Annotated in this window: 30 protein-coding genes; 22 read left to right on the top strand and 8 right to left on the bottom strand. The window is 52.2% G+C overall.

Annotated features, from left to right (window positions below; all coding sequences use genetic code 11):
• Positions 1-137: 137 nt before the first annotated feature.
• The 5 genes from fliZ to QEN32_RS09090 all read right to left on the bottom strand — a co-directional run bounded on the left by fliZ (position 138) and on the right by QEN32_RS09090 (position 4452).
• The gene (gene fliZ / locus QEN32_RS09110) at positions 138-689 is read right to left on the bottom strand and encodes a flagella biosynthesis regulatory protein FliZ (protein WP_020898906.1); all 552 of its coding nucleotides are present in this window, start codon (positions 687-689) and stop codon (positions 138-140) included.
• Positions 690-747: 58 nt separating this feature from the next.
• Positions 748-1467 (bottom strand): RNA polymerase sigma factor FliA, encoded by a 720-nt coding sequence (locus QEN32_RS09105; RefSeq protein WP_001087453.1) that lies wholly within the window; start codon positions 1465-1467, stop codon positions 748-750.
• Between the two features lie 196 nt (positions 1468-1663).
• Positions 1664-2869, bottom strand: a complete 1206-nt coding sequence (gene fliB / locus QEN32_RS09100) for a flagellin lysine-N-methylase (RefSeq protein ID WP_265322308.1) — start codon at positions 2867-2869, stop codon at positions 1664-1666.
• Positions 2870-2947: 78 nt separating this feature from the next.
• Positions 2948-4213, bottom strand: a complete 1266-nt coding sequence (locus QEN32_RS09095) for a FliC/FljB family flagellin (RefSeq protein WP_135369691.1) — start codon at positions 4211-4213, stop codon at positions 2948-2950.
• A 17-nt stretch (positions 4214-4230) separates the two neighbouring features.
• Positions 4231-4452, bottom strand: a complete 222-nt coding sequence (locus tag QEN32_RS09090) for a hypothetical protein (RefSeq protein WP_012210043.1) — start codon at positions 4450-4452, stop codon at positions 4231-4233.
• A gap of 16 nt (positions 4453-4468) precedes the next feature.
• Between QEN32_RS09090 and fliD the strand changes: the two genes are divergently transcribed.
• From fliD to amyA, 4 genes are all read left to right on the top strand, one after another.
• The gene (gene fliD, locus QEN32_RS09085; protein WP_265322307.1) at positions 4469-5872 is read left to right on the top strand and encodes a flagellar filament capping protein FliD; all 1404 of its coding nucleotides are present in this window, start codon (positions 4469-4471) and stop codon (positions 5870-5872) included.
• Positions 5873-5886: 14 nt separating this feature from the next.
• Positions 5887-6294: a flagellar export chaperone FliS gene (gene fliS, locus QEN32_RS09080; protein WP_000287764.1), complete on the top strand. Its 408-nt coding sequence runs from the start codon at positions 5887-5889 to the stop codon at positions 6292-6294.
• The gene (gene fliT, locus QEN32_RS09075; RefSeq protein WP_000204899.1) at positions 6294-6662 is read left to right on the top strand and encodes a flagella biosynthesis regulatory protein FliT; all 369 of its coding nucleotides are present in this window, start codon (positions 6294-6296) and stop codon (positions 6660-6662) included. Before fliS ends, fliT begins: the two co-directional genes overlap by 1 nt.
• A 71-nt stretch (positions 6663-6733) precedes the next feature.
• The gene (gene amyA, locus QEN32_RS09070) at positions 6734-8218 is read left to right on the top strand and encodes an alpha-amylase (RefSeq protein WP_265322306.1); all 1485 of its coding nucleotides are present in this window, start codon (positions 6734-6736) and stop codon (positions 8216-8218) included.
• Between the two features lie 39 nt (positions 8219-8257).
• On the opposite strand, the gene yedD is transcribed toward amyA, so the two are convergent.
• Complete coding sequence (gene yedD, locus QEN32_RS09065) at positions 8258-8671, bottom strand: lipoprotein YedD (RefSeq protein WP_265322315.1); 414 nt, start codon at positions 8669-8671, stop codon at positions 8258-8260.
• A gap of 185 nt (positions 8672-8856) precedes the next feature.
• Here yedD and yedE point away from each other — a divergent pair, with 185 nt between their 5' ends.
• The 3 genes from yedE to QEN32_RS09050 all read left to right on the top strand — a co-directional run bounded on the left by yedE (position 8857) and on the right by QEN32_RS09050 (position 10944).
• Positions 8857-10062, top strand: a complete 1206-nt coding sequence (yedE, locus tag QEN32_RS09060) for a selenium metabolism membrane protein YedE/FdhT (RefSeq protein ID WP_265322305.1) — start codon at positions 8857-8859, stop codon at positions 10060-10062.
• Complete coding sequence (gene yedF, locus QEN32_RS09055) at positions 10059-10292, top strand: sulfurtransferase-like selenium metabolism protein YedF (protein ID WP_265322304.1); 234 nt, start codon at positions 10059-10061, stop codon at positions 10290-10292. Before yedE ends, yedF begins: the two co-directional genes overlap by 4 nt.
• A gap of 265 nt (positions 10293-10557) precedes the next feature.
• A complete protein-coding gene (locus tag QEN32_RS09050; protein ID WP_265322314.1) occupies positions 10558-10944 on the top strand; it encodes a hypothetical protein in 387 nt (128 codons plus the stop codon).
• Positions 10945-11063: 119 nt separating this feature from the next.
• Here QEN32_RS09050 and fliE read toward each other — a convergent pair whose 3' ends face one another.
• Positions 11064-11378, bottom strand: a complete 315-nt coding sequence (gene fliE / locus QEN32_RS09045) for a flagellar hook-basal body complex protein FliE (protein WP_000719042.1) — start codon at positions 11376-11378, stop codon at positions 11064-11066.
• Between the two features lie 216 nt (positions 11379-11594).
• On the opposite strand from fliE, the gene fliF reads away from it, so the two are divergent.
• From fliF to rcsA, 14 genes are all read left to right on the top strand, one after another.
• Positions 11595-13277, top strand: coding sequence for a flagellar basal-body MS-ring/collar protein FliF (fliF, locus tag QEN32_RS09040; RefSeq protein WP_039590427.1), 1683 nt, complete (start codon positions 11595-11597; stop codon positions 13275-13277).
• The gene (gene fliG, locus QEN32_RS09035; protein ID WP_000067735.1) at positions 13270-14265 is read left to right on the top strand and encodes a flagellar motor switch protein FliG; all 996 of its coding nucleotides are present in this window, start codon (positions 13270-13272) and stop codon (positions 14263-14265) included. The genes fliF and fliG overlap by 8 nt, the downstream gene beginning before the upstream one ends.
• The gene (gene fliH / locus QEN32_RS09030; protein ID WP_000064158.1) at positions 14258-14965 is read left to right on the top strand and encodes a flagellar assembly protein FliH; all 708 of its coding nucleotides are present in this window, start codon (positions 14258-14260) and stop codon (positions 14963-14965) included. The genes fliG and fliH overlap by 8 nt, the downstream gene beginning before the upstream one ends.
• Positions 14965-16335, top strand: a complete 1371-nt coding sequence (gene fliI, locus QEN32_RS09025; protein ID WP_000213257.1) for a flagellar protein export ATPase FliI — start codon at positions 14965-14967, stop codon at positions 16333-16335. The genes fliH and fliI overlap by 1 nt, the downstream gene beginning before the upstream one ends.
• Before the next feature lie 21 nt (positions 16336-16356).
• Positions 16357-16800: a flagellar export protein FliJ gene (gene fliJ / locus QEN32_RS09020; RefSeq protein WP_000046981.1), complete on the top strand. Its 444-nt coding sequence runs from the start codon at positions 16357-16359 to the stop codon at positions 16798-16800.
• Positions 16797-18014 (top strand): flagellar hook length control protein FliK, encoded by a 1218-nt coding sequence (gene fliK / locus QEN32_RS09015; RefSeq protein ID WP_079966995.1) that lies wholly within the window; start codon positions 16797-16799, stop codon positions 18012-18014. The genes fliJ and fliK overlap by 4 nt, the downstream gene beginning before the upstream one ends.
• 104 nt (positions 18015-18118) lie before the next feature.
• Complete coding sequence (fliL, locus tag QEN32_RS09010; protein WP_000132169.1) at positions 18119-18586, top strand: flagellar basal body-associated protein FliL; 468 nt, start codon at positions 18119-18121, stop codon at positions 18584-18586.
• A gap of 4 nt (positions 18587-18590) precedes the next feature.
• Complete coding sequence (fliM, locus tag QEN32_RS09005) at positions 18591-19595, top strand: flagellar motor switch protein FliM (protein ID WP_265322303.1); 1005 nt, start codon at positions 18591-18593, stop codon at positions 19593-19595.
• Positions 19592-20005, top strand: a complete 414-nt coding sequence (fliN, locus tag QEN32_RS09000; protein WP_001282115.1) for a flagellar motor switch protein FliN — start codon at positions 19592-19594, stop codon at positions 20003-20005. The genes fliM and fliN overlap by 4 nt, the downstream gene beginning before the upstream one ends.
• The gene (gene fliO, locus QEN32_RS08995; RefSeq protein ID WP_001648874.1) at positions 20005-20382 is read left to right on the top strand and encodes a flagellar biosynthetic protein FliO; all 378 of its coding nucleotides are present in this window, start codon (positions 20005-20007) and stop codon (positions 20380-20382) included. Before fliN ends, fliO begins: the two co-directional genes overlap by 1 nt.
• On the top strand, positions 20382-21119 hold the full coding sequence (gene fliP / locus QEN32_RS08990) for a flagellar type III secretion system pore protein FliP (RefSeq protein ID WP_001253411.1): 738 nt from the start codon (positions 20382-20384) through the stop codon (positions 21117-21119). The genes fliO and fliP overlap by 1 nt, the downstream gene beginning before the upstream one ends.
• Positions 21120-21128: 9 nt before the next feature.
• On the top strand, positions 21129-21398 hold the full coding sequence (fliQ, locus tag QEN32_RS08985) for a flagellar biosynthesis protein FliQ (protein ID WP_000187355.1): 270 nt from the start codon (positions 21129-21131) through the stop codon (positions 21396-21398).
• An 8-nt stretch (positions 21399-21406) separates the two neighbouring features.
• Positions 21407-22201 carry a flagellar biosynthetic protein FliR gene (fliR, locus tag QEN32_RS08980; RefSeq protein WP_000616949.1) on the top strand — a complete coding sequence of 265 codons (795 nt, stop codon included), beginning with the start codon at positions 21407-21409 and terminating at the stop codon, positions 22199-22201.
• A 281-nt stretch (positions 22202-22482) separates the two neighbouring features.
• Positions 22483-23106 carry a transcriptional regulator RcsA gene (rcsA, locus tag QEN32_RS08975; protein ID WP_000103971.1) on the top strand — a complete coding sequence of 208 codons (624 nt, stop codon included), beginning with the start codon at positions 22483-22485 and terminating at the stop codon, positions 23104-23106.
• Between the two features lie 38 nt (positions 23107-23144).
• On the opposite strand, the gene dsrB is transcribed toward rcsA, so the two are convergent.
• Positions 23145-23339 (bottom strand): protein DsrB, encoded by a 195-nt coding sequence (gene dsrB, locus QEN32_RS08970; RefSeq protein WP_000867218.1) that lies wholly within the window; start codon positions 23337-23339, stop codon positions 23145-23147.
• A gap of 128 nt (positions 23340-23467) precedes the next feature.
• On the opposite strand from dsrB, the gene yodD reads away from it, so the two are divergent.
• Entirely contained in the window at positions 23468-23695 is a 228-nt protein-coding gene (yodD, locus tag QEN32_RS08965) for a YodD family peroxide/acid resistance protein (RefSeq protein WP_000844798.1), read from the top strand.
• Positions 23696-23830: the final 135 nt, after the last annotated feature.

Here is a 23830-nt window from a genome sequence, read left to right as displayed (position 1 = left end):
GAATATTGCCGTTAATGACCATAGACTGTGTCCCGCCATGGCGCATCGTCACGTCTCGCGAACCTTTGGGGGACTCAGCCTAATGTAGAAGGTTTGCCACGTTTCACCAACACGACTCTGCTACATCTTATGCTTTTTTAATATATATCAGAACTGGCGGTAAAGGGGGATTTCTGTCTGGGCGCAATCTGCTGATGCGCTTTATATTGCTGGTATTTACGTAGTGCGATACGGTAATTATTGGTGCTGGTTTCCGGCAACCATGGCGCCAGGCTTTCATCGAGAAAACCGTCCTGCAGCAGATCGTGGGAAATGTTTTGCTCGCTGAGGTAGTTGCCAAGACGTCGTAAACGCACGACATATTCCCGCACCGTGCCATGGCTCATCTCGGTTTGTTCAAACAAATACTGTTTGAAACCGATAATATCGAAAAAATCACTCTGCTTTTTGCAGTGCAAATCGCCGCAAAAGCGACACAGCGCCACCCACTCCTTCTGCTCCCGCTGCCAGGCAGCCTCGTCAAGTAGCATATCCAGCTGTGAAATAGCGATTTTATTAACGATCTTGCCACGGCGAACCAGCGTAATGCGGTCGAGCAGTTTGTGACAATGCGCGCAATGCGTCTGGCTGTGTTTAAAGTCTTTAAGATAGCGGCTCAAGGGCCGCCTTTTAGGTTGCTGCACCGTCATGAGAACTCCTGGTAGTCTATACGTTGTGCGGCACTTTTCGGGTGCGACCATGCGCTACCTATAACTTACCCAGTTTGGTGCGTAATCGTTTGATGGCCTGACTATGCAACTGGCTGACCCGCGATTCGCCAACTTCCAGTACCGCGCCAATCTCTTTGAGGTTGAGCTCTTCCTGGTAATACAGCGTTAACACCAGTTGCTCGCGTTCCGGCAGCGATTCAATCGCATCCATTACCCGCTGTCGCAGGTCGCCCTCCAGCAGTTGATGTAACGGGTTTTCCTGTTGATGTTCTTCAGTCACCAGTTCGATGCTATCGCCATGCTCTTCCCGCCACTCATCGTAAGAGAAAAGTTGGCTGTTGTTGGTATCGAGCAACATCTGACGATACTCCGCAACAGGGATGCCAAGACGTTCCGCCACTTCGGTTTCCGTCGCATTACGCCCCAGTTCCTGCTCCAGTTGTCCCATCGCCTGCGCCACTTCGCGGGCATTACGCCGGACGCTACGCGGCACCCAATCGCGGCTGCGTAATTCATCCAGCATCGCCCCACGAATACGCTGCACTGCGTAAGTGGTAAATGCCGTTCCTTGCAAAGCGTCATATCGGTCGACCGCATTTAATAACCCGATGCCGCCCGCTTGTAGCAGATCGTCCAGTTCCACGCTCGCCGGCAATCGCACCTGCAGGCGCAATGCTTCGTGACGCACCAGCGGTACATAACGCTGCCACAGCGAGTGTTTATCCATTACACCTTCAGCGGTATACAGTGAATTCACGATAAACAGCCCTGCGTTAAATGAGTTATCGGCATGATTATCCGTTTCTACAGAGGGTTCTATCGAAGGAATAAGGCTATAAAAGAAGGGTTATTTCACTTATGTAACCTGTAGCGCCTTTTTAGCGGCTAAAAGAGCAGAATAAAATCAGCCAGATAGGATAAACGGGATGCGCAAAAGCCCACCCCGAACAAAACTATGTCAGAAGATGAATCATCGACAGATCGTCGCCAGTACGCACCGTTTCTATATGGCGATGAAAATTCGCCGCCACCTCGCTGTTATGCTGGCTGCGGGAGTGAAAGCTATACACAATATTAGTAACGTCATCCCACTCAAGCCGCCCGCGCTCATGCACGCTGGCTGCCGTTAATAGCTTAATAAACGCATATTCCGCCACGATAATATACAGCGCGCGTAACGGGTCGACATTCGGCTGGTTGGGGAAATTATTTTCCCAAATTTTATAGAGAATTAAATTTCTGAAAGCCCAGTTCTTCTGCTGCTTATCCGCCTGTAAACAGCGCGCTAATGAGGACTCAATATCGCTCACCTTCTGCTCCATTGAAACGCCCTCTTCCGCCGTCAGCACCCGCAGAAGGCACTGGATGTAGTGATCGAGGATAACACTGCCACGACTAAGCGGGAGCGAGCGGAAATAGTCCTGCATCAACAGTACCAGGGATGTTTTGAATTTCTTATCCGGCGTAATATTAGCGAGTTCCTGAGTTAACGAACCGGACTGCAACTGGGAAACTAACGTGCCATACACTTGCTCAATCTCCCCTAATGCAGCGTCATCAATCCGGGGAAACTTCTGCACATACATTACAAACTTGATCAACGTGTATAATGCCGCATCCGGATTGCTGGCAGCATGGTTAATCAAACTCAGGCAAAACAAGTTAAGTAGTTTTTGCTGTGGGGAGAATAGCGGCGCGGTATTGTACTTCTGCTGAATGATCGCCTTTTCATTGAGTGTTACCGCATCGGGGTCGTTTAAAAGGTGGGCTGTCACTTCCGGGCAGGCAAGGCTTAGAGAGTTACGCACCTCATTTTTGTAAGTGTGATATATCCGTGGGAAGATAGTACATGTCCGGCTTAATGCTTTTGCCCCCATTTTCTTTTGTACCAAACATAAGCGATCTTCATCCAGATAGGGACAATTCCCCAATGCAGAAGGTAATTTAATCACCCCCCAGTCAGATATGGCTTTTTTCACTAAAATTATATTGTCTTTGGCGATAGTACGGATAACGATATCTTTACTGGAAAGATACTTTTTAACCGTCGCTTTATCCAACGCAATCCTCCAGCCCTTACAACAGTGGTCGCGACAGGCCGAGCCAGAACAGGAAAAACGGGTGACAAAGGCAGGTTCAGTGACGGTAATTTCTTTCATTGCACAGGCTCCGGAATTAAAAAAGGCAGCTTTCGCTGCCTTGATTGTGTACCACGTGTCGGTGAATCAATCGCCGGATTAACGCAGTAAAGAGAGGACGTTTTGCGGAACCTGGTTAGCCTGCGCCAGTACGGACGTCCCTGCCTGCTGCAGAATCTGCGCACGAGACATGTTGGAAACTTCGGTCGCATAGTCGGAATCTTCGATACGGCTACGTGCAGAAGACAGGTTGTTGACGGTGTTGCCCAGGTTAGTGATGGCAGATTCAAAACGGTTCTGCACCGCCCCCAACTGGCTACGGAAAGCGTCAACGGTTTTAAGCGCATCATCGATTTTTGCCAGCGGATCAACGTTTGCAGCCAAGGCTACGGCAGTGCCCTCTGTTACTTTGCCGTCACGCGCTATAACGGCAGTCTTATAGGTCGCATTACCTTTATTATCAAGAGTTTGAACGGCATACTGTTCTTTACCATCATCCCCTTTGTATTTTACTAATGATTTATCATCCGTAAGTCCACTATCTATCGTTACTTCTTTGGACAAAGAAGTAACATCCGTAAGTTTAGATGTATCTTTCGTTGTCTCTTTACCTGCCCCAGAAGTAAATTCTATTTTACCTGTAGCAGTATCTACAGTCGCATCATAGTATTTACTGGCTGTTTTATCGTAGGCAAAATAATTTCCGGATTTATCCTGCTTCAATTCTAAGTTTGCAGTTACTTTTGCACCAGTTGATTTATCATCAAAATCGGCATCCTTAACTGCAAAATCGGCTGTAAGCTTCGTACCTTCTTTAACGGTTGTGGCAATCCCTTTAGTCACATCTAATTTATCTAAACCCAGCTCGGTTTTATCGATTTTCTGAAGATCGATTGTGATAGTTTCGCCGTCATTCGCCCCAACCTGAATGGTCAACTGTCCATCTTGGCTTAATACTTTTTTCCCGTTAAAATCGGTTTGCTCCGCGACACGGTTAATTTCGTTCAGGCGCTGATCGATTTCATCCTGGATGGATTTAAGATCAGAATCAGAGTTCGAGCCGTTTGCTGCCTGGACGGACAGTTCGCGCACGCGCTGCAGGTTGTTGTTGATTTCATTCAACGCGCCTTCAGTGGTCTGCGCAATGGAAATACCGTCGTTCGCATTACGGGAAGCCTGAGACAGACCTTTAATGTTAGACGTGAAACGGTTAGCAATCGCCTGACCTGCCGCATCGTCTTTCGCGCTGTTGATACGCAGACCGGAAGACAGACGCTCGATAGCAGTGCCCAGAGCGGACTGGGATTTGTTCAGGTTATTCTGGGTCAACAGCGACAGGCTGTTTGTATTAATGACTTGTGCCATGATCTTTTCCTTATCAATTACAACTTGATGTTATTGGGCTGTTGCCCACGGTTTCTCACCGTAACCCTTGTATCGGCACCTGAATTTCGAACTTTAGAAAATTTTTCACTTCCCCCAATTTTTTTCTTAGCCTGCGAAATAGCCGCTTTATGCATCATTATTCCGCGCATTATTTTTGCAAAATTATCATTAAACTTTGCCTCCAGATTGCCGATAACGCGCTTAACTACTGTTTGCAATCAAAAGGAATCAGGCATGGCTTCATTTTCATCATTGGGCGTTGGCTCAGGCTTACCACTAGATACATTGCTGACAAACCTGACTATTGCTGAAAAAAAGCGCTTAAACCCGATCACTCAGCAACAAACCGATAATACTGCTCGCTTAACCGCATACGGTACGTTGAAAAGCGCCCTGGAAAAATTCCAGACAGCGAATAGCGCGTTAAACAAAGCTGAACTGTTCAGAAGCAGTAACGTCACTAGCAGCACTGAAGATCTGAAAGTATCCACTGAAGCAGGCGCCGCGCCCGGGATTTACACGATTAGCGTGTCGCAATTGGCTCAGGCTCAGTCGTTAAGCACGACGACGAAAATAGCCTCAACGAAAGAAGCGTTGGGTGACGCCGCTGCCACACGTACCATTAAAATTGAACAGCCTGGCCGTAAAGAGCCACTGGAGATTACGCTTAATAAAGATCAGACCTCGCTAGATGACATCAGCAAAGCGATTAACGATACAGATAGCGGCATTTCAGCCAGTATTGTTAAGGTTAAAGAGGGGGAATATCGCTTAGTTTTGACGGCTGCAGAGGGACTGGAAAATAAAATGACCGTCTCCGTGGAAGGAGATAGCAAACTAAACGATTTGCTGGCCTATGATAGCAATACTGGTACTGGAGAGATGGAGGAGTTAGTCAGCGCACAGAATGCAAAACTAACGATGAACGGTATTGATATAGAACGTCCAAGCAACAAAATTACCGATGCACCTCAGGGGGTTACGCTTGAGCTGACTAAAAAAGTCACCGACGTGCGGGTCACCGTTACCAAGAGTAATGAAAAAGCGACTGAAGCGATTAAAGGCTGGGTCGATGCCTATAATTCTCTTATTGATACATTCAATACGCTCACCAAATATAAAGAAGTAGACCCCGGCGCGGAAACTCAGGATAAGGACAATGGCGCGCTGATAGGCGATAGCGTAGTACGTACAATTCAAACAGGAATTCGCGCTCAGTTTGCTAATGGCGGTAGTACTGGCGCATTTAAAACGCTTAATGAAATTGGTATTTCATCTGACGGTACGACTGGCAAACTAAAAATTGATGATACCAAGCTTAAAAAAGCGCTGGATGAAAATACCGCCTCTGTGCGCGAGTTATTAGTGGGCGATGGTAAAGAAACGGGCATCACCACCAAAATTGCCACCGAAGTGAAAAGTTATCTGGCGGATGACGGTATTATCGACAATGCTCAGGATAGCATTAACGCCACGCTGAAAAAACTGACCAAACAATACCTGGCTGTTAGCGCCAGTATTGATGACACCGTTGCCCGTTACAAAGCACAGTTTTCGCAGCTGGATACCATGATGAATAAACTGAATAACACCAGTAGTTATTTGACCCAGCAATTTACAGCTATGAACAAGTCCTGATAACAGAGGTCACCATGTACACCGCGAGCGGTATCAAAGCTTATGCGCAAGTCAGCGTGGAAAGCGCCGTGATGAGCGCCAGCCCGCATCAGTTGATTGAAATGTTGTTTGATGGCGCGAATAGCGCTCTGGTGCGCGCTCGCCTGTTTTTAGAACAAGGCGATGTTGTCGCGAAAGGTGAAGCGTTAAGCAAAGCCATCAATATTATCGATAACGGGCTGAAAGCCGGTCTCGATCAGGAAAAAGGCGGTGAGATTGCGACGAATCTTTCCGAGCTATACGACTATATGATTCGCCGTTTACTGCAGGCTAATTTGCGTAACGACGCTCAGGCCATCGAAGAAGTGGAAGGGTTACTCAGCAATATTGCAGAAGCCTGGAAGCAGATTTCACCGAAAGCATCTTTCCAGGAGTCTCGTTAATGACCTCAACCGTGGAGTTTATCAACCGTTGGCAGCGTATTGCGCTGCTCAGTCAATCGCTGCTTGAACTTGCGCAGCGAGGTGAATGGGATCTCTTATTGCAACAAGAGGTCTCCTATCTGCAAAGTATTGAAACGGTGATGGAAAAGCAAACTCCACCGGGCATTACGCGAAGTATTCAGGATATGGTCGCCGGATACATCAAACAAACGCTGGATAATGAGCAGCTCCTGAAAGGGCTGCTGCAACAGCGACTGGATGAACTCAGTAGTTTGATCGGACAATCCACCCGCCAAAAATCACTCAACAACGCTTATGGCCGTCTTTCCGGTATGTTACTCGTGCCAGACGCGCCTGGCGCCTCATAATATTTTCCCGTCTCGTATGAAAATTCTTCCATACTCCAGAGGTCGGCTAAACGACTTCTGGAGCACGGAAGATGAAAAACCCCACGTTATTGCAGTACTTCCACTGGTATTATCCCGACGGCGGTAAACTCTGGTCTGAGCTGGCGGAACGTGCTGATGGGCTGAATGATATCGGTATCAATATGGTCTGGCTACCGCCCGCCTGTAAAGGCGCCTCCGGCGGCTATTCCGTAGGCTATGATACCTACGACCTGTTTGACCTCGGCGAATTTGACCAAAAAGGAACTATCGCGACAAAGTACGGCGATAAACGCCAGTTACTGACGGCGATAGACGCGCTCAAAAAAAATAATATTGCGGTGCTGCTCGACGTCGTCGTGAACCACAAAATGGGCGCAGACGAAAAAGAACGTATTCGCGTTCAGCGCGTGAATCAGGATGACCGCACGCAAATCGATGACAACATCATTGAATGCGAAGGCTGGACGCGCTACACCTTCCCTGCCCGCGCGGGCCAGTATTCCAACTTTATTTGGGACTATCACTGTTTCAGCGGCATTGATCACATCGAGAATCCCGACGAAGACGGCATTTTTAAGATCGTCAATGACTATACCGGCGATGGCTGGAACGATCAGGTTGATGATGAGATGGGTAATTTCGACTATCTGATGGGGGAAAATATCGATTTTCGCAATCACGCGGTTACGGAGGAGATTAAATATTGGGCTCGCTGGGTCATGGAACAAACCCATTGTGACGGCTTTCGCCTGGACGCGGTAAAACATATACCCGCCTGGTTTTATAAAGAATGGATTGAGCATGTACAGGCGGTTGCACCAAAACCGCTGTTTATTGTCGCAGAATACTGGTCGCATGAAGTAGATAAACTGCAAACGTACATCGATCAGGTCGACGGGAAAACCATGCTGTTCGACGCGCCGTTGCAGATGAAATTTCACGAGGCCTCGCGCCAGGGCGCGGAGTATGACATGCGCCACATTTTCACCGGCACGCTGGTAGAAGCCGACCCTTTTCATGCGGTGACTCTGGTCGCTAACCACGACACACAACCGTTACAGGCGCTGGAAGCGCCGGTAGAACCCTGGTTCAAACCATTGGCCTATGCGCTGATCCTGCTTCGTGAAAACGGCGTGCCGTCGGTGTTTTATCCCGATTTATACGGCGCCAGCTATGAGGATAGCGGCGAAAATGGCGAGACCTGTCGGGTCGACATGCCGGTGATTAACCAACTGGATCGGCTGATCCTTGCTCGTCAGCGTTTTGCGCACGGTATACAAACTCTCTTTTTCGATCATCCTAACTGTATCGCCTTTAGTCGCAGCGGTACTGAAGAGAATCCGGGCTGTGTGGTCGTACTTTCCAATGGCGACGACGGTGAAAAAAACCTCCTGCTCGGCGACAATTACGCTAACAAGACCTGGCGTGATTTTCTGGGAAACCGCAGTGAGCATGTTGTAACTAATAATCAAGGCGAAGCGACGTTCTTCTGCAACGCAGGCAGCGTCAGCGTGTGGGTCATTGAGGACGTGTGATGAGCGTTCCCGGCGGCAGAGCGCTGCCGGGAAGCGAAATTACGGCAGCGGCGTCGGCAGCGGCGTTTTTTCTAACGCGGCGGCACACTCCGGCGTCGGACGAGCGACCCGTTGCAGCGTCATGCCATCATATTCCAGGGTATTCCCGTCGCGCTCAATCTCATAGAGCTCACGCTTAACCGTAACATTGGTTAAGTCATCGGAGAGCATGGTCAGCTTGCCCGGCAGAGCAATAACGCGCTGCCACTGGCGGCAGTCCAGCGTATCGCCTTCTTTAGTCACCACCAGGCTGGCGATAGCTTCAGGGCTCACCAGCTTACGTTGCGGGCCTTTTGACTGCCAGTACCCTTCCAGACCGGCCGGCGCGGGCGTTTTCACCACATCATTATAGTTATCCACCTCGGCGCATCCGGCCAGAACCAGCAATGCGCCAACGATCGCTACTTTTTTCATCATTCATCCTGCATCAGAAGAAAGAAGAATTGTGGCATTAAAGCCCTGACGCCGCCAGCCTTTCCAGGCGCTGGCCGCAATTTGATCCAGTCGGTATTACCGCTTATTAGGTGTAGGCAAATTCTGTGATCGGTGTAGTATGCGCACTTCTTGTTTCACACCTTCTGAGTTCAGAGGCTAAACACATGTCATGGCAACACTTCAAGCAAACCTGGTTAATTAAATTCTGGGCGCCGGCCCCTGCGGTGATCGCAGCCGGTATTCTCTCTACCTACTATTTTGGCATCACCGGCACGTTTTGGGCCGTGACGGGCGAATTTACCCGCTGGGGCGGGCAAATTTTGCAGCTTTTTGGCGTTCATGCCGAACAGTGGGGTTACTACAAGCTGATTCATCTGGAAGGTACGCCGCTGACGCGTATCGACGGCATGATGATCCTCGGCATGTTCGGCGGCTGTTTCGCCGCGGCGCTGTGGGCCAACAACGTAAAACTGCGTATGCCGCGCAGCCGAATCCGTATCGTACAGGCGGTGGCCGGAGGCATTATCGCTGGCTTCGGCGCGCGTCTGGCGATGGGGTGTAACCTGGCCGCCTTTTTTACCGGGATCCCGCAGTTCTCCCTACACGCGTGGTTCTTTGCGCTGGCGACCGCTATCGGCTCCTGGTTCGGCGCCCGCTTTACGTTGCTGCCGATATTTCGCATACCGGTGAAAATGCAGAAGGTCTCCGCGGCTTCGCCACTGACGCAGAAACCGGATCAGGCAAGACGGCGTTTCAGGCTCGGTATGCTGGTCTTTATCGGCATGATTGGCTGGGCGTTATTAACGGCAATGCATCAGCCGAAACTGGGGCTGGCGATGCTGTTCGGCGTCGGGTTTGGGCTGCTGATCGAGCGCGCGCAAATCTGCTTTACCTCGGCCTTTCGCGACCTGTGGATCTCCGGACGCGCCCATATGGCGAAAGCGATTATTTTCGGCATGGCGGTCAGCGCCATTGGTATTTTCAGCTACGTGCGGTTAGGCGTTGCACCTAAAATTATGTGGGCTGGCCCGAATGCGGTCATTGGCGGACTGCTGTTCGGTTTTGGCATCGTGCTGGCGGGCGGCTGCGAAACCGGCTGGATGTACCGCGCCGTAGAAGGCCAGGTGCATTACTGGTGGGTGGGCCTCGGCAATGTCATCGGTTCGACCATCCTGGCTTACTACTGGGATGATTTCGCGCCCGCGCTGGCGACCAGTTGGGATAAAGTTAACCTGCTGAATACCTTTGGTCCGCTGGGCGGTCTGCTGGTCACCTACCTGTTATTATTTGCCGCGCTGATGTTAATTATCGGCTGGGAAAAACGTTTTTTCCGCCGTGCGGGGCTGACGCCTGCTAAGGAATCTGTATGAAAAATATCGTCCCTGATTACCGTCTGGATATGGTTGGCGAACCTTGCCCGTACCCGGCGGTCGCCACTCTGGAAGCGATGCCGCAGCTAAAAAAAGGGGAGATCCTGGAAGTGGTGAGCGACTGTCCGCAGTCCATTAATAATATTCCACTGGATGCGCGCAATCATGGCTATGCGGTGCTGGATATCCAACAGGATGGCCCGACAATTCGTTATCTGATTCAAAAATAAGCGCATACTCCCGCTGTACGTTACGGCGGGAGACCTTTTTACGGCATAACCGGCAAAAATCTAAAACGCATAAAAGAAATCAGACAAGGTCGTCTTGTGCGCCGTGGCATAAATCTATTATATAACGTATACCGTTTTAATTTTGTTTGAGCCGATGAAAAACCCATGACTATTTTAAGCAAAACATAAAATAATTATTATTTTCCCTCTACGTCATAAAAGACTATCAGGTATTTATATTTTTACTCACTGACATTATCAGGTGATGATTTATTTATGCACAGCAGAAGCCAAAAAAATGATAAAAATTATTTTCATCTCCATTATTGGAGTCGTCTGTCTTGCCGCTGCCCGTTACTCACCCGTCACAGTGGTCAATGCACATCCGAGCGCCATTGCCCGCTGTCTCGCTGATAATCTGTCCCCGTATGGGTATATACTGAATCTCCATGAAACAGATATTCCAGGCATTAATAAAGAATTTACCGTGTATTATCGCAACGGCGCATATATTGCAGGAACATTCTGGATTGCAAACTCAATGACAATAGCATCAGAACGAATAGTAGGAATGAATGGCGTTAGTAAACAGGCGTACCCTATTTTTAATAAGTCCCTGCAACAATGTGCAACCCGCTTATCAATAAAATGAGCGCGCCTCGCAAAAATAAGCCCACATAATCACGCACTGGTTGCATGGGCGTCGCGTCCCCCGCCGCTGACGTAGGTAAGCGCCCGGGAGTTCGCTGCGGATGTGTTGTCAGCCCTGGCTTAAACCTGCATGGACATGACTTCCTGATACGCGGCGACCAGCTTGTTGCGCACCTGAATCCCCATTTGCATAGAGACGGACGCTTTTTGCATATCAGCCATCACGTCATTAAGCGCAATGCCCGGCTCACCCAGAGTGAATTTTTCCGCCTGAACGCGCGCCGCCGTTTGTCTGTCGCTAATACGATCCAGCGCAGCATGTAGCTGGCCGGCAAAACTCACCGTCGACTGCGAGTGTGTTTCTTGCCCGCTTGCGGCCATCGCCGTCGCCTGTAACTGGCTAATAACCCCTTCAATCCCCTGTATTGCTGCCATGCTATTCCCCTGGATGATTTTTTACGCAGCAGAGATTACCAGTTTGTCAATAAGATAAAGGCGTTAAATAACGATAAAAAACCTCGGTTTTTAGCGCATAGAAAAATTCGAAACCACAAATAATGAGACCGTCAATTTTTCGAGTTTGCTGACCCGGGAGTGAGTCTTGTTCCACTTTGCAAAAAACGCCGTCCACGATCAGTCACGAGGTGCGAGATGAGTGCGACTGCATCGACTGCAACCCAACCTAAACCTCTCGAGTGGCTTAATCGCCTACGCGCGAATCCCCGAATTCCGTTAATTGTGGCGGGTTCCGCTGCCGTGGCGATCGTCGTTGCGATGGTGCTGTGGGCCAAAACGCCCGATTACCGCACGCTATTTAGCAACCTTTCCGATCAGGACGGCGGCGCGATCGTCGCGCAGTTGACCCAGATGAATATCCCCTATCGCTTTGCCAATGGCAGCGGCGCGATTGAAGTGCCCGCCGACAAAGTGCATGAACTGCGTCTGCGTCTGGCGCAGCAGGGGCTGCCTAAAGGCGGCGCGGTAGGCTTTGAACTGCTTGATCAGGAAAAATTCGGTATCAGCCAGTTCAGCGAGCAGGTGAATTATCAGCGCGCGCTGGAAGGTGAACTGGCCCGGACGATCGAGACGCTGGGGCCGGTAAAAAGCGCCCGCGTTCACCTGGCGATGCCAAAGCCGTCGCTATTTGTGCGGGAACAAAAATCCCCTTCCGCCTCCGTCACCGTCACACTGGAACCGGGTCGGGCGCTGGATGAAGGACAAATTAGCGCCGTGGTACATCTGGTTTCCAGCGCTGTCGCCGGTTTGCCGCCAGGAAACGTCACTCTGGTCGATCAATCCGGTCATCTACTCACGCAATCCAATACCAGCGGTCGCGACCTTAATGACGCGCAATTAAAATTTGCTAATGATGTGGAAAGCCGCATCCAACGCCGTATCGAAGCCATTCTGTCGCCTATCGTCGGGAACGGTAATGTTCACGCTCAGGTAACCGCCCAGTTGGATTTTGCCAATAAAGAACAGACGGAAGAGCACTACAGCCCGAACGGCGATGCGTCGAAGGCCACCCTGCGTTCACGTCAGTTGAATATTAGCGAACAGGTAGGCGCGGGCTATCCCGGCGGCGTGCCTGGCGCGCTGTCGAACCAACCAGCGCCGCCTAACGAGGCGCCGATCGCCACGCCGCCGACCAATCAACAAAACGCGCAGAATACGCCACAAACCAGCACCAGTACCAACAGTAACAACGCTGGCCCGCGCAATACGCAGCGTAATGAAACCAGTAACTACGAAGTGGACCGCACCATTCGTCACACCAAAATGAATGTGGGCGATATTGAGCGTCTCTCCGTGGCCGTCGTGGTGAATTACAAAACGCTGGCAGATGGCAAACCGCTGCCATTGACCGCCGATCAGATGAAACAGATCGAGGATTTAACCCGTGAAGCGATGGGTTTTTCTGATAAACGCGGCGATACGCTAAACGTGGTGAATTCACCGTTTAGCGCAGTGGATGACACCGGCGGCGAACTGCCCTTCTGGCAACAGCAGTCCTTTATCGATCAGTTGCTCGCGGCAGGTCGCTGGTTACTGGTGCTGGTGGTGGCCTGGATTCTGTGGCGCAAAGCGGTACGTCCGCAGTTGACGCGCCGCGTTGAAGAAGCGAAAGCGGCGCAGGAACAGGCACAGGTTCGCCAGGAAACCGAAGAAGCCGTGGAAGTACGCCTTAGCAAAGACGAGCAGCTCCAGCAACGCCGGGCTAACCAGCGTCTGGGCGCCGAGGTGATGAGCCAGCGTATTCGCGAAATGTCAGACAACGATCCGCGCGTGGTGGCGCTGGTCATTCGCCAGTGGATGAGTAACGATCATGAGTAATCTTAGCGGTACCGATAAAAGTGTCATTTTGTTGATGACCATTGGCGAAGACCGGGCGGCAGAGGTGTTTAAACACCTCTCCACTCGCGAAGTGCAGGCGTTAAGTACGGCGATGGCTAACGTGCGTCAGATCTCCAACAAACAACTGACGGACGTACTATCAGAGTTTGAGCAAGAAGCGGAGCAGTTCGCCGCGCTGAATATTAACGCCAACGAATACCTACGCTCCGTACTGGTTAAAGCGCTGGGCGAAGAACGCGCCTCCAGCCTGCTGGAAGATATTCTGGAAACGCGCGATACCACCAGCGGTATCGAAACGCTCAACTTTATGGAACCGCAGAGTGCCGCCGACCTGATTCGCGACGAACACCCGCAGATTATCGCCACCATTCTGGTCCACCTCAAACGCAGTCAGGCCGCCGATATTCTGGCGCTGTTTGACGAGCGTCTGCGTCATGATGTGATGCTGCGTATCGCGACATTTGGCGGCGTACAGCCGGCGGCGCTGGCGGAGTTGACCGAAGTGCTGAATGGCCTGCTCGACGGTCAGAACCTGAAACGCAGCAAAATGGGCGGCGTAAGAACCGCGGCGGAAATTATCAACCTGATGAAAACGCAGCAGGAAGAAGCGGTTATTACCGCTGTGCGCGAATTCGACGGCGAACTGGCGCAGAAAATCATCGACGAGATGTTCCTGTTCGAAAATCTGGTGGATGTGGACGATCGCAGTATCCAGCGTCTGTTGCAGGAAGTGGATTCCGAATCGCTGCTGATCGCTCTGAAAGGTGCCGAACCGCCATTACGCGAGAAGTTCCTGCGCAATATGTCCCAGCGCGCCGCCGATATCCTGCGCGACGACCTTGCCAACCGTGGCCCGGTTCGTCTGTCTCAGGTGGAAAACGAGCAGAAAGCGATTCTGCTTATTGTGCGTCGTCTGGCGGAAACCGGCGAAATGGTGATTGGCAGCGGCGAGGATACCTATGTCTAATGAATTGCCGTGGCAAGTCTGGACCCCCGACGATCTCGCCCCGCCGCCGGAGACGTTTGTGCCGGTTGAGGCTGATAACGTGACCTTGACAGACGATACGCCGGAGCCCGAACTCACTGCCGAACAGCAGCTGGAGCAGGAGCTGGCGCAGCTAAAAATACAGGCCCATGAACAAGGTTATAACGCCGGGCTGGCGGAGGGACGGCAAAAAGGACACGCGCAGGGATACCAGGAAGGGTTAGCGCAGGGGCTGGAGCAAGGACAAGCCCAGGCGCAGACGCAGCAGGCGCCGATTCATGCCCGTATGCAGCAGTTAGTGAGCGAGTTTCAGAACACGCTTGACGCGCTCGATAGCGTTATCGCCTCACGGCTGATGCAAATGGCCCTGGAGGCCGCACGTCAGGTCATCGGCCAAACGCCGGCGGTGGACAACTCGGCGCTGATTAAACAGATCCAACAACTGTTGCAGCAAGAGCCGCTCTTTAGCGGCAAGCCGCAGTTGCGCGTGCATCCGGACGACTTACAGCGGGTGGAAGAGATGCTGGGCGCCACGCTCAGTCTTCACGGATGGCGGTTACGCGGCGATCCAACGTTGCATCACGGCGGGTGTAAAGTCTCTGCCGATGAGGGCGATCTGGACGCCAGCGTCGCTACTCGCTGGCAAGAGTTGTGTCGCCTGGCGGCGCCGGGAGTGCTCTGATGACCACGCGCCTGACCCGCTGGCTTACCGCGCTCGACAACTTTGAAGCCAAAATGGCGTTATTGCCGGCGGTGCGTCGTTATGGACGTTTAACCCGCGCCACTGGCCTGGTACTGGAGGCCACCGGTCTCCAGCTTCCGCTGGGCGCCACCTGCATTATTGAGCGCCAGGACGGCCCTGAAACCAAAGAGGTGGAATCGGAAGTCGTCGGTTTTAACGGCCAGCGTCTGTTTTTAATGCCGCTGGAAGAGGTCGAAGGCATTCTGCCCGGTGCCCGCGTTTACGCCCGTAACGGGCATGGCGACGGTCTGCAAAGCGGCAAACAGCTACCGCTCGGCCCGGCCCTGCTTGGTCGGGTGCTGGATGGCGGCGGTAAACCGCTCGACGGACTGCCTGCGCCGGATACGCTGGAAACCGGCGCGTTAATCACGCCGCCGTTTAACCCGCTACAGCGAACGCCAATCGAACATGTGTTGGATACCGGCGTACGCGCTATCAACGCGTTGTTAACCGTAGGGCGCGGTCAGCGTATGGGACTCTTTGCCGGTTCCGGCGTCGGTAAGTCGGTTCTGCTTGGCATGATGGCGCGCTACACGCGGGCGGACGTGATTGTCGTGGGACTTATCGGCGAACGTGGCCGCGAAGTTAAAGATTTTATCGAAAATATTCTCGGCCCCGACGGCCGCGCGCGTTCGGTGGTGATTGCCGCCCCGGCGGATGTTTCGCCACTGCTGCGAATGCAGGGCGCCGCCTATGCCACCCGCATCGCCGAAGACTTTCGCGATCGCGGACAGCATGTGTTGCTGATTATGGATTCGCTGACGCGCTATGCGATGGCACAGCGTGAAATTGCGCTGGCAATCGGCGAACCGCCAGCCACCAAAGGTTATCCGCCCTCGGTGTTCGCAAAGCTGCCGGCGCTGGTCGAACGTGCCGGTAATGGCATCCACGGCGGCGGCTCTATCACCGCGTTTTATACCGTGTTGACCGAGGGGGACGACCAACAAGATCCCATTGCCGACTCGGCACGCGCAATCCTCGACGGGCACATTGTCTTGTCCCGCCGTCTGGCGGAGGCCGGGCACTATCCGGCCATTGATATCGAGGCGTCAATCAGCCGGGCGATGACCGCGCTCATTACCGAGCAGCACTATGCGCGGGTACGGCTATTTAAACAGTTGCTTTCCAGTTTCCAGCGTAACCGCGATCTGGTCAGCGTCGGCGCTTATGCCAAAGGTAGCGATCCGATGCTTGATAAAGCCATTACCTTATGGCCGCAACTGGAAGCGTTTTTACAGCAAGGCATTTTTGAACGGGCCGACTGGGAGGACTCTCTGCAGGCGCTCGATTTAATTTTCCCGACGGTGTGATAAAGCAGGAGGGCGACGATCATGGCACAACATGGCGCTCTGGAAACACTCAAAGATCTGGCCGAAAAAGAGGTAGATGACGCGGCGCGTTTACTGGGCGAAATGCGTCGCGGCTGCCAACAGGCGGAAGAACAGCTCAAAATGCTGATCGATTATCAGAATGAGTATCGCAGTAATTTGAACACCGATATGGGCAACGGCATCGCCAGTAATCGCTGGATCAACTATCAGCAGTTTATTCAGACACTGGAAAAGGCGATAGAGCAGCATCGCCTCCAGCTTACGCAGTGGACGCAAAAAGTCGACCTGGCGCTGAAGAGCTGGCGTGAGAAAAAGCAGCGACTTCAGGCCTGGCAAACCTTACAGGACCGACAAACCGCGGCAGCGCTGTTAGCTGAAAACCGCATGGATCAGAAAAAGATGGATGAATTTGCTCAGCGTGCAGCAATGAGGAAACCCGAATGATCACCCTGCCCCAACTGATCACCACCGATACCGACATGACCGCGGGTCTGACGTCAGGAAAAACCACCGGTTCAGCCGAGGACTTTCTGGCGCTACTGGCGGGCGCGTTAGGCGCAGACGGCGCACAGGGCAAAGACGCCCGCATCACGCTGGCCGATTTACAGGCGGCAGGCGGCAAATTATCGAAAGAGTTACTGACCCAACATGGCGAGCCGGGCCAGGCGGTGAAGCTTGCCGACCTGCTGGCGCAAAAAGCGAATGCGACGGATGAAACGCTTACCGATCTGACACAAGCGCAGCATCTACTGTCTACGCTAACGCCATCGTTGAAAACCAGCGCTCTGGCCGCACTGAGTAAGACGGCGCAGCATGATGAGAAAACGCCCGCGCTGAGCGATGAGGATCTTGCCAGTCTGAGCGCCTTATTCGCCATGCTGCCTGGACAACCTGTCGCGACGCCTGTCGCCGGAGAGACGCCGGCTGAAAATCACATCGCCTTGCCGTCACTGTTGCGCGGCGACATGCCATCGGCGCCGCAGGAAGAGACACATACGCTCTCCTTTAGCGAGCATGAAAAAGGGAAAACCGAGGCGTCGCTTGCGCGCGCCAGCGACGATCGCGCCACGGGTCCAGCACTGACGCCGCTGGTGGTCGCTGCCGCCGCGACCAGCGCGAAAGTGGAGGTGGATAGCCCGCCCGCGCCAGTAACGCATGGCGCGGCAATGCCGACGCTCAGCAGCGCCACGGCGCAACCGCTACCTGTCGCCTCAGCCCCGGTACTCAGCGCGCCGTTAGGCAGCCATGAATGGCAGCAAACGTTCAGTCAGCAGGTCATGTTATTTACGCGTCAGGGACAGCAAAGCGCGCAGCTTCGATTGCATCCGGAAGAGTTAGGTCAGGTGCATATTTCGCTCAAGCTGGATGACAATCAGGCGCAGCTCCAGATGGTATCGCCGCACAGCCATGTCCGCGCCGCACTGGAAGCCGCCCTGCCCATGTTGCGCACTCAGTTGGCGGAAAGCGGCATTCAGTTGGGACAAAGCAGCATCAGTAGCGAAAGCTTTGCCGGACAGCAGCAGTCTTCATCGCAACAACAGTCTGGCCGCGCCCAACACACGGACGCGTTTGGCGCTGAAGATGATATAGCGTTAGCGGCGCCGGCCTCGCTTCAGGCCGCCGCGCGCGGCAATGGCGCAGTGGATATCTTCGCCTAACGCCAGAGGTAGCATGATTATCCGCGTCTTTTCCACGCTTTGTCGTGGACAGGACACGGGATAATCAGCCAATAAGCAGTACCGAAACAGGAAGCCCGTATCAGATGACTGACTCCGCGATTAACAAAAAGAGCAAACGCTCGATTTGGATACCTTTGCTGGTGTTGATTACCCTCGCCGCCTGCGCGACCGCCGGTTATAGCTACTGGCGTATGCAGCAGCAACCGACCACGAACGCTAAAGCGGAACCGGCTCCGCCGCCCGCGCCGGTATTTTTTGCGCTGGATACGTTTACCGTCAATTTGGGCGATGCGGATCGCGTGTTGTATATCGGCGTGACCCTGCGTCTGAAAGACGAAGCGACGCGCGCGCGATTAAATGAATATCTGCCGGAAGTACGCAGCCGTCTGCTGTTGTTGTTTTCCCGCCAGAATGCCGCCGAGCTCTCAACAGAAGCTGGCAAACAAAAACTGATTGCCGCCATTAAAGAGACGCTGGCCGCGCCGCTCGTTGCCGGACAACCAAAACAGGTCGTCACTGACGTGCTTTATACAGCTTTTATTCTGCGGTAACGATATGGGCGATAGTATTCTTTCTCAGGCTGAAATCGACGCGCTGTTGAACGGCGACAGCGACATCAAAGACGAACCCACTCCCGGTATCGCAAGCGATAGCGATATTCGCCCTTACGATCCCAATACTCAGCGTCGCGTCGTGCGTGAACGCTTGCAGGCGCTGGAGATTATTAACGAGCGTTTCGCACGCCAGTTCCGGATGGGATTATTTAACCTGCTGCGCCGCAGCCCGGATATTACCGTGGGTGCCATACGTATTCAGCCGTATCACGAATTTGCGCGTAACCTGCCGGTACCGACCAACCTGAACCTGATCCACCTGAAGCCGCTACGCGGCACCGGGCTGGTGGTGTTCTCGCCGAGTCTGGTGTTTATTGCCGTCGATAACCTGTTCGGCGGCGACGGTCGTTTTCCGACCAAAGTCGAGGGCCGCGAGTTTACCCATACGGAACAGCGTGTCATCAACCGTATGCTGAAACTGGCGCTGGAAGGCTATAGCGACGCATGGAAAGCCATTAATCCGCTGGAAGTGGAGTATGTGCGTTCCGAAATGCAGGTGAAATTTACCAATATCACCACCTCGCCGAACGATATCGTCGTCAATACGCCGTTTCATGTGGAGATCGGCAATCTGACCGGTGAATTTAACATCTGTCTGCCATTTAGCATGATCGAGCCGCTGCGTGAGCTGCTGGTGAATCCGCCGCTGGAAAACTCGCGCCATGAAGATCAGAACTGGCGTGATAACCTGGTACGCCAGGTTCAGCACTCTGAACTGGAGCTGGTGGCCAATTTTGCCGATATTCCGTTACGTCTTTCCCAGATTTTGAAGCTGAAACCCGGCGATGTACTGCCGATTGAAAAACCCGACCGCATTATTGCTCATGTGGACGGCGTTCCGGTACTCACCAGCCAATATGGCACCGTAAACGGACAGTATGCGCTACGCGTAGAACATTTGATCAACCCAATTTTGAATTCGCTGAATGAGGAACAGCCCAAATGAGTGACATGAATAATCCGTCCGATGAGAATACTGGCGCATTGGATGATCTGTGGGCTGACGCGTTAAACGAGCAAAAAGCGACCACCACTAAAAGCGCCGCCGACGCGGTTTTCCAACAGCTTGGCGGCGGCGATGTCAGCGGTGCTATGCAGGATATCGATCTGATTATGGATATCCCGGTCAAACTGACCGTAGAGCTGGGCCGCACGCGAATGACCATTAAAGAACTGTTGCGTCTGACGCAGGGGTCGGTCGTCGCGCTGGACGGGCTGGCCGGCGAGCCGCTGGATATCCTGATTAATGGCTACCTGATTGCCCAGGGTGAAGTGGTCGTCGTGGCGGATAAATATGGCGTACGTATCACCGATATTATTACGCCATCCGAGCGTATGCGTCGTTTGAGTCGTTAATGATGAAGACAGAGGCCACGGTTTCTCAGCCCACCGCGCCAGCCGGATCGCCGCTCATGCAGGTGAGCGGCGCATTAATTGGCATTATTGCGCTCATTCTGGCGGCGGCCTGGGTGATTAAGCGTATGGGATTCGCGCCCAAAGGAAATAGCGTCCGGGGGCTCAAGGTGTCAGCCAGCGCCTCGCTTGGCCCGCGCGAACGCGTGGTGATTGTCGAGGTCGAAAATGCGCGTCTGGTACTGGGCGTGACCGCCTCGCAGATCAACCTGCTGCACACCCTCCCGCCCGCGGAGAATGACACGGAAGCACCCGTTGCCCCACCGGCGGATTTCCAGAACATGATGAAGAACTTACTCAAGCGTTCCGGGAGATCCTGATGCGCCGTTTGTTATTCCTTTCTCTGGCGGGTCTGTGGCTTTTTAGCCCCGCCGCCGCTGCGCAACTGCCGGGGCTTATCAGCCAACCATTAGCGGGCGGAGGCCAAAGCTGGTCATTATCCGTCCAGACGCTGGTTTTCATCACCTCGCTGACGTTTCTGCCGGCGATTTTACTGATGATGACGAGCTTCACGCGTATCATCATTGTTTTTGGCCTGTTGCGTAACGCGCTGGGCACGCCCTCGGCACCGCCAAACCAGGTGTTACTCGGACTGGCGTTGTTTTTGACCTTTTTTATTATGTCGCCCGTCATTGACAAGATTTACGTGGATGCTTACCAGCCGTTTAGCGAGCAGAAAATTTCTATGCAGGAAGCGCTGGACAAAGGCGCGCAACCGTTACGCGCGTTCATGCTGCGCCAAACCCGCGAAGCCGATCTGGCGCTGTTTGCCCGTCTGGCCAATAGCGGTCCGTTACAGGGACCGGAAGCAGTACCGATGCGTATCCTCCTGCCCGCTTATGTCACCAGCGAATTAAAGACGGCGTTTCAGATCGGTTTTACGATTTTCATCCCTTTTTTGATTATCGACCTGGTGATCGCCAGCGTATTGATGGCGTTAGGGATGATGATGGTGCCGCCAGCGACAATCGCCCTGCCGTTTAAGCTGATGCTGTTTGTGCTGGTCGATGGTTGGCAATTGCTTGTGGGGTCGCTGGCCCAAAGCTTTTACAGTTAGAGGCGCAAAATGACTCCTGAATCCGTCATGATGATGGGCACCGAGGCGATGAAAGTCGCTCTCGCCCTGGCTGCGCCGCTGTTACTCGTCGCGCTGATTACCGGCCTCATTATCAGCATCTTGCAGGCCGCGACTCAGATTAATGAAATGACGCTGTCGTTTATCCCTAAAATCGTCGCGGTATTCATCGCAATTATCGTTGCCGGCCCGTGGATGCTCAACCTGCTGCTGGATTACGTGCGCACTCTGTTCAGCAATTTACCTTATATCATCGGATAAACAGAACGATGATACAGGTTACAAGCGAGCAATGGCTATACTGGCTGCATCTCTATTTCTGGCCTTTGCTGCGCATACTGGCGCTGATTTCAACGGCGCCCATTCTCAGTGAGCGCGCTATTCCCAAGCGGGTAAAACTGGGGTTGGGAATAATGATTACCCTCGTTATCGCGCCGTCGCTACCGGCAAACGATACGCCGCTTTTTTCTATTGCCGCCTTATGGCTGGCGATGCAACAAATTCTGATCGGTATTGCGCTGGGATTTACCATGCAATTCGCCTTTGCGGCGGTGCGTACCGCAGGTGAGTTTATCGGTCTGCAAATGGGGCTTTCCTTTGCCACCTTCGTCGACCCGGGCAGCCACCTGAATATGCCGGTTCTGGCGCGTATTATGGATATGCTCGCCATGCTACTGTTTCTCACCTTTAATGGCCATTTGTGGCTTATTTCGCTGCTGGTCGATACCTTCCACACTCTGCCCATCGGTAGTAACCCGGTGAACAGTAATGCATTTATGGCGCTCGCCAGGGCCGGAGGGCTCATTTTCTTAAACGGACTGATGCTGGCATTGCCGGTCATTACCCTCCTGCTTACGCTCAACCTGGCGCTGGGGCTATTAAACCGCATGGCGCCGCAGCTCTCGATATTTGTTATCGGTTTCCCGCTTACCCTCACCGTCGGCATTATGCTGATGGCCGCGCTAATGCCATTAATTGCGCCGTTTTGCGAACATTTATTCAGCGAAATTTTCAATTTGCTTGCTGATATTGTTAGCGAGATGCCGATAAATAATAACCCATAATTTTTATCCTGTTTTACTAAGGTTTATCCGAAAATAAATTTTAAAAAACATTCACCAGGATATATCCGCTGCCCCTTATTTGTTTTTACTTCACTCACATAACGCAACATTCACTTTACTTTAAGATGATTCCTGGCAAATTATATGTAACTTTACGGGATAGTAAGTTCGCCTGAAAAACCGCGTAAGCGTTGTCTAAGGTGACTATTCGTGTTCCGTCTGATTATGGTGAGTTATTCAGGTAAGGGGAATTATCGTTACGCATTGAGTGAGGGTGTGCCATGTCAACGATTATTATGGATTTATGCAGTTACACCCGGCTAGGGTTAAGCGGGTATCTGGTCAGCAGAGGGGTGAAAAAAAGGGAAATCAACGACATCGAAACCGTTGACGAACTCGCTATCGCTTGTGGCGCGCATCAGCCTTCGGTGGTGTTTATTAATGAGGACTGTTTCATTCATACGCCTTCAGACAGTCAACAAATAAAGCAAATCATTAATCAACATCCTGACACGTTATTTATTGTTTTTATGGCAATTGCTAATGTGCATTTTGATGAATATTTATTAGTAAGAAAAAACTTATTGATTAGCTCAAAATCGATTAAACCTGACTCGCTGGATACCATTCTTGGCGATATTCTGAAAAAAGAGTCGGGTATTTCAGGAACCATAAATTTACCAACATTATCGTTAAGTCGAACTGAATCCAGCATGTTGCGAATGTGGATGGAAGGTCAGGGAACCATTCAGATTTCTGACAGAATGAATATTAAAGCAAAAACAGTATCCTCCCATAAGGGGAATATAAAAAGAAAGATAAAAACGCATAATAAACAAGTGATCTATCACGTAGTGCGGCTGACAGATAACGTCACTAACGGCATTTTTGTTAACATGCGCTGAGACATCCGGACTGGCAATGTACCTCCAGTCCGGCTCAATTAGTCCTGCTCCGCCTTCTCGACAAAAATACCATCCTGGTGACCTGACTCATTGAAGAACCAGATGCCGAGCGGGTAATCCTCCAGCGAAACCAGGTACATTGTGCCTTCACTAAATTCTTCCACTGCCAGTACCACGCCCGGTCGGCGGGGACCGCCGTCCGTTTTAACGGTTACCCGATCATTCACCTTCATCATTTTCCTCCTGTCGCTTTGTGCCAGTGTAGAACAATTTTCTGCGTCTGACAGCGCCTTGCCGGCGTGTTTGCTGGTTTTCTCAACGGTCTATACTTAGGCTGTCAGGAACCCGTGAGGTAGTGAAGATGAAAACGGCAAAAGAGTACAGTGATACGGCCAAGCGCGAAGTGAGCGTCGATGTAGATGCGCTACTGGCGGCCATCAATGAAATCAGCGAAAGCGAGGTTCACCGTAGCCAGGAAGATCCTGAGCGGGTGAGCGTAGACGGACGGGAATATCATACATGGCATGAATTAGCTGAAGCATTCGAGCTGGATATTCATGATTTTAGTGTAACAGAAGTAAACCGTTAAAAATGGCCGAAAAAAATCCCGGCCCTACGGGTCGGGATCAAACTTGCTTATGCAAGAAGCACTTGAAAATTCGTTACACCAGGAAATCTGATGTGAGATTTACCTTATCTGCAATTTTTTTGCATGACAAGTAAA

Origin of the sequence: Salmonella sp. SA14318, assembly GCF_029866905.1 — a bacterium.
In the GTDB taxonomy this organism is placed as follows: domain Bacteria; phylum Pseudomonadota; class Gammaproteobacteria; order Enterobacterales; family Enterobacteriaceae; genus Salmonella; species Salmonella enterica.
This window is presented reverse-complemented; position numbering and strand designations above follow the sequence as displayed.